Origin of the sequence: uncultured Streptococcus sp., assembly GCF_915066115.1 — a bacterium.
Taxonomy (GTDB): domain Bacteria; phylum Bacillota; class Bacilli; order Lactobacillales; family Streptococcaceae; genus Streptococcus.
Genome location: NZ_CAJZDT010000122.1, coordinates 1 through 5,673, shown reverse-complemented (window position 1 = coordinate 5,673; position 5,673 = coordinate 1). Strand labels below are relative to the sequence as shown.

Here is a 5,673-nt window from a genome sequence, read left to right as displayed (position 1 = left end):
GCTTCATCATCATATAATAGTAGAAAATCCCAAAAATTGGTTTTGTTTTAAATTTAAAAAAAGTTGAGAAAACGATTGCCTAATTTACAAATGGAAAGCAGGGGGGATTCTCACTTTATTTTTGTTTAATGAGATAAGTGAAACCCTTATTCCTATTTTGTTTGTTTCCTGAAAGGATATATATACGAGTAAGAAGAAAAAAATTTAAAAAAATAATCAAAAAAGTTATTTATAACCGCTTGCATTTATCAAGAAAATGAGCTATACTAGTAATAGCGCAAACGTTTGCGTTCATAAAAATGTAATATCTAACTATAAACACACGAGGTGCTTATTATGAAAAAACGTCAAAGTGGTGTGTTGATGCACATTTCTTCTCTTCCAGGAGCATACGGAATCGGATCATTTGGTAAAAGTGCTTACGACTTCGTTGATTTCTTGGTTCGCACAAAACAACGTTACTGGCAAATCCTTCCACTAGGGACAACTAGTTACGGAGATTCTCCTTACCAATCTTTCTCAGCCTTCGCAGGGAACACTCATTTTATCGATTTAGATATCTTGGTGGAACAAGGTTTGTTGCAAGCAAGTGACCTTGAAGGGGTTGACTTTGGTAGTGATGCGTCTGAAGTTGATTATGCGAAAATCTACTATGCACGTCGTCCTCTTTTAGAAAAAGCGGTAAAACGTTTCTTGGAAGTAGGAGATGTTAAAGATTTTGAGAAATTTGCTCAAGACAACCAATCATGGCTTGAACTCTTTGCAGAGTATATGGCTATCAAAGAGCATTTTGACAATCTTGCTTGGACTGAATGGCCAGATGCAGATGCTCGTGCTCGGAAAGCTTCAGCTCTTGAAAGCTACCGTGAGCAATTGGCAGACAAGTTGGTTTACCACCGTGTGACTCAATACTTCTTCTTCCAACAATGGTTGAAATTAAAAGCTTACGCTAACGACAACCACATCGAAATCGTTGGAGACATGCCAATCTACGTAGCGGAAGATTCAAGCGATATGTGGGCAAATCCACATCTCTTCAAGACAGATGTCAACGGTAAGGCGACTTGCATCGCAGGATGCCCACCAGATGAATTTTCTGCAACTGGTCAGCTTTGGGGCAACCCAATCTATGACTGGGAAGCAATGGACAAAGACGGCTACAAATGGTGGATTGAACGCTTGCGTGAAAGCTTCAAAATCTACGACATCGTTCGTATTGACCACTTCCGTGGCTTCGAATCTTACTGGGAAATCCCTGCTGGTTCTGATACAGCAGCACCTGGTGAGTGGGTGAAAGGTCCTGGCTACAAGCTTTTTGCAGCCGTTAAGGAAGAGCTTGGTGAGTTAAACATCATCGCAGAAGATCTTGGTTTCATGACAGACGAAGTCATCGAATTGCGTGAACGTACTGGCTTCCCAGGGATGAAGATTCTTCAATTTGCCTTCAACCCAGAAGATGAAAGTATCGATAGCCCACACTTGGCACCTGCTAACTCAGTTATGTACACAGGAACACACGATAACAATACGGTCCTTGGTTGGTACCGTAACGAGATCGATGATGCGACTCGTGAATACATGGCTCGCTACACTAACCGTAAAGAATACGAAACAGTGCCACATGCTATGCTTCGTACAGTCTTTTCATCAGTTAGCTTCATGGCAATTGCAACTATGCAAGATTTGCTAGAATTGGATGAGGCAGCTCGTATGAACTTCCCATCTACCCTTGGTGGAAACTGGTCTTGGCGTATGACTGAAGATCAATTGACACCAGCTGTCGAGGAAGGCTTGCTTGACTTGACAACAATCTATCGCCGAATCAATGAAAATTTGGTAGAATTAAAGAAATAATACAATATCAGGAGACACCTTAAACATGTTATCACTACAAGAATTTGTACAAAATCGTTACAATAAAACCATTGCAGAATGTAGCAATGAAGAGCTTTACCTGGCTCTTCTTAACTACAGCAAGCTTGCAAGTAGCAAAAAACCAGTTAACACTGGTAAGAAAAAAGTTTACTACATCTCAGCTGAGTTCTTGATTGGTAAACTTTTGTCAAACAACTTGATCAACCTTGGTCTTTACGACGATGTTAAAAAAGAACTTGCAGCTGCAGGTAAAGACTTGATCGAAGTTGAAGAAGTTGAATTGGAACCATCTCTTGGTAATGGTGGTTTGGGACGTTTGGCTGCCTGCTTTATCGACTCAATTGCTACTCTTGGTTTGAACGGTGACGGTGTTGGTCTTAACTACCACTACGGTCTTTTCCAACAAGTTCTTAAAAACAACCAACAAGAAACAATTCCAAATGCATGGTTGACAGAGCAAAACTGGTTGGTTCGCTCAAGCCGTAGCTACCAAGTGCCATTTGCTCACTTCACATTGACATCAACTCTTTACGATATCGATGTACCTGGTTACAAGACAGAAACTAAGAACCGCTTGCGCTTGTTTGACTTGGATTCTGTTGATTCTTCAATCATTAAAGATGGTATCAACTTTGATAAGACAGACATCGCTCGCAACTTGACTCTTTTCCTTTACCCAGATGATAGTGACCGTCAAGGTGAATTGCTCCGTATCTTCCAACAATACTTCATGGTTTCAAACGGTGCGCAATTGATCATCGACGAAGCAATCGAAAAAGGAAGCAACTTGCATGACCTTGCTGACTACGCTGTTGTACAAATTAACGACACTCACCCATCAATGGTTATCCCTGAATTGATCCGTCTTTTGACTGCACGTGGTATCGAACTTGACGAAGCAATCTCAATCGTTCGTAGCATGACTGCCTACACTAACCACACAATCCTTGCTGAAGCCCTTGAAAAATGGCCTCTTGAATTCTTGCAAGAAGTGGTTCCTCACTTGGTACCAATCATCGAAGAATTGGATCGTCGCGTGAAAGCAGAATACAAAGATCCAGCTGTTCAAATTATCGATGAGAGCGGACGTGTTCACATGGCTCACATGGATATCCACTACGGATACAGCGTTAACGGGGTTGCAGCACTTCACACTGAAATCTTGAAGAACTCTGAATTGAAAGCCTTCTACGACCTTTACCCAGAAAAATTCAACAACAAAACAAACGGTATCACTTTCCGTCGTTGGCTCATGCATGCTAACCCAAGACTATCTCACTACTTGGATGAGATTATTGGAGAAGGTTGGCACCATGAAGCAGATGAGCTTGAAAAACTCTTGTCTTATGAAGACAAAGCAGCTGTCAAAGAAAAATTGGAAAGCATCAAGGCACACAACAAACGTAAATTGGCTCGTCACTTGAAAGAACACCAAGGTGTGGAAATCAATACAAACTCTATCTTTGATATCCAAATCAAACGTCTTCACGAGTACAAACGCCAACAAATGAACGCTTTGTACGTGATCCACAAATACCTTGACATCAAAGCTGGTAACATCCCTGCTCGCCCAATCACAATCTTCTTTGGTGGTAAAGCAGCTCCGGCCTACACAATCGCTCAAGACATCATCCACTTGATCCTTTGCATGTCAGAAGTTATTGCTAACGATCCAGCAGTAGCTCCACACTTGCAAGTTGTTATGGTTGAAAACTACAACGTTACTGCAGCAAGCTTCCTTATCCCAGCATGTGATATCTCAGAACAAATCTCACTTGCTTCTAAAGAAGCTTCAGGTACTGGTAACATGAAATTCATGTTGAACGGAGCTTTGACTCTTGGTACTATGGACGGTGCTAACGTGGAAATCGCTGAGTTGGTTGGCGACGAAAACATCTACATCTTTGGTGAAGATTCAGAAACTGTTATCGACCTTTACGCAAAAGCAGCTTACAAATCAAGCGAATTCTACGCTCGTGAAGCTATCAAACCATTGGTTGACTTCATCGTTAGCGATGCAGTTCTTGCAGCTGGAAACAAAGAGCGCTTGGAACGTCTTTACAATGAATTGATCAACAAAGACTGGTTCATGACTCTTCTTGACTTAGAAGATTACATCAAAGTGAAAGAGCAAATGTTGGCTGACTACGAAGACCGTGACGCATGGTTGGATAAAGTCATCGTTAACATTTCTAAAGCAGGATTCTTCTCATCTGACCGTACAATCGCTCAGTACAACGAAGATATCTGGCACTTGAACTAAGATACAAATTCATACTAATACATTTTGTAAAAAGCGAGTTTCAATTGAAATTCGCTTTTTTGAATGCTGTGGATTTGGAACAATCTTGTTTAAAAATAGATAAATCCTAGATACAGTGAAGGTTTAGAAATGCTGGTTTTTACTGTCTTTCATCCTTTTGTTTCTTCGCAGTTGATTACCTCATATCCCTTGTATTCGCTTACACAAAGTATTATAATATGATTGTAGGAAAGAAGGTGTTCTTATGTGGAAAAAATATTTTTCAAAATATAAATGGACTGATTTATTTTGGATACTATTTGTGATTTTGACATGTCTCTTGGCGGGTAATAGTAATCTTTACCCCCTTACCCATCAAGAAATCTCTTATCATGGGTGCTTATCGGGAATTACACTTGCCTTATTTCACTTACTATTTATTGATAAGTTTGTTATTTCGAATCGAAAATAAATGGAGAAGCTAAAAGCTTTAAATGTTTTAGACTTTTCGGATAGATAGTTTGAAAATTGAAATTTAAAACCGCAGATCTTTTTGAAATGCAGTTTTTGTGTCAATTATAGTACTTTCCCAACCAGAATCTCAGCTTCAATGGTAATCTCTGTCAGTTGGCTCCAGTCAATCTTGCTCTGGTCGATGTGAAAGAGTAGGGGTGTCATGCTGAGTAGGGCTTGGAGCTGATCTGCTGTGATAGTCTTGGTCAGAGAGGCAGTTTTACTGGATAAGATAGTGAAGTTGTTTTGGAAATGATTTTTGATATCTTGGTTGGAATACTCCTTGTTTGTCAGCTGGTCTTGTACCTTCTGACGGATTTCCTTGAGGTGATTTTCAGTTGGAATAACCTTTATCAAGATGCCGTCTTTGGATAAAACGCGACGAAATTCTCCATAGTTGGCAGGTGAGAAGATATCAAGCAGGATATCCATGCTGGCGTCTTTTATAGGAAGACGAGCCAAGTCACCAACGAACCAGTTGACTGCCCAGTTTGCTTCACTCTTGGCAGCGATTTGGACGGAATCTTTGGAAATATCAAAGGCATAGAAGGTTTTGTCAGGATGCCTTTTTTGAAGCTTGCGAGAATAGAAACCTTCACCACAACCGATATCTAAAATTGTTTTGGCATTTTTTGAGCTTGCAAGTAAATCGGAAATGGCCTCTAAGATAGCTTGGTAAAAGCCGGCTTCTAGGATTTGTTGACGGTTTTGAAAATTTTCCTTGTCGTAGTTAGCAGATTGTTTGATTTGAGGGGCTAGATTGACATAGCCGAATTTCGCCAAGTCAAAAGAATGACGGTTGCAGCACTTGAGACTGCTCTCTAGCAGAGTCAGATTTTCTTGACAGATAGGACAGGCAAAGGCAGTCGCAGAAGCGAAGCGCTGAAGTTTAGGTTTGAGATTTGTATTCATAGTTTAAGTGTATCAAAAGAGGCAAATGAAAGCAACTTTAGGAATAAGTAGATGGGAGATTCAGTAGAAATAAAACTAATACTCTTCGAAAATCAAATTCAAACCACGTCAACGTCGCCTTGCCGTACTCA

The 5,673-nt window shown here is 40.3% G+C and carries 4 protein-coding genes; 3 read left to right on the top strand and 1 reads right to left on the bottom strand.

Annotation, left to right across the window (positions count from 1 at the left end; translation table 11 throughout):
- Nucleotides 1-336: 336 nt before the first annotated feature.
- The 3 genes from malQ (at nt 337) to QZ565_RS07900 (ending at nt 4,589) form a co-directional block, all read left to right on the top strand.
- Nucleotides 337-1,854 carry a 4-alpha-glucanotransferase gene (gene malQ, locus QZ565_RS07910; RefSeq protein ID WP_000747274.1) on the top strand — a complete coding sequence of 506 codons (1,518 nt, stop codon included), beginning with the start codon at nt 337-339 and terminating at the stop codon, nt 1,852-1,854.
- A 25-nt stretch (nt 1,855-1,879) separates the two neighbouring features.
- Nucleotides 1,880-4,138, top strand: a complete 2,259-nt coding sequence (glgP, locus tag QZ565_RS07905) for a glycogen/starch/alpha-glucan family phosphorylase (RefSeq protein WP_084947284.1) — start codon at nt 1,880-1,882, stop codon at nt 4,136-4,138.
- A 244-nt stretch (nt 4,139-4,382) separates the two neighbouring features.
- Entirely contained in the window at nt 4,383-4,589 is a 207-nt protein-coding gene (locus tag QZ565_RS07900) for a membrane protein (protein ID WP_045606609.1), read from the top strand.
- A 104-nt stretch (nt 4,590-4,693) separates the two neighbouring features.
- Here QZ565_RS07900 and QZ565_RS07895 read toward each other — a convergent pair whose 3' ends face one another.
- Entirely contained in the window at nt 4,694-5,542 is an 849-nt protein-coding gene (locus QZ565_RS07895) for a methyltransferase domain-containing protein (RefSeq protein ID WP_261021049.1), read from the bottom strand.
- Between the last annotated feature and the right edge of the window lie 131 nt (nt 5,543-5,673).

Bases quoted from the DNA above. Each gene is read 5' to 3' on its own strand.
- malQ (WP_000747274.1), top strand. From the start codon at position 337: ATGAAAAAACGTCAAAGTGGTGTGTTGATGCACATTTCTTCTCTTCCA.
- glgP (WP_084947284.1), top strand. From the start codon at position 1,880: ATGTTATCACTACAAGAATTTGTACAAAATCGTTACAATAAAACCATT.
- QZ565_RS07900 (WP_045606609.1), top strand. From the start codon at position 4,383: ATGTGGAAAAAATATTTTTCAAAATATAAATGGACTGATTTATTTTGG.
- QZ565_RS07895 (WP_261021049.1), bottom strand. From the start codon at position 5,542: ATGAATACAAATCTCAAACCTAAACTTCAGCGCTTCGCTTCTGCGACT.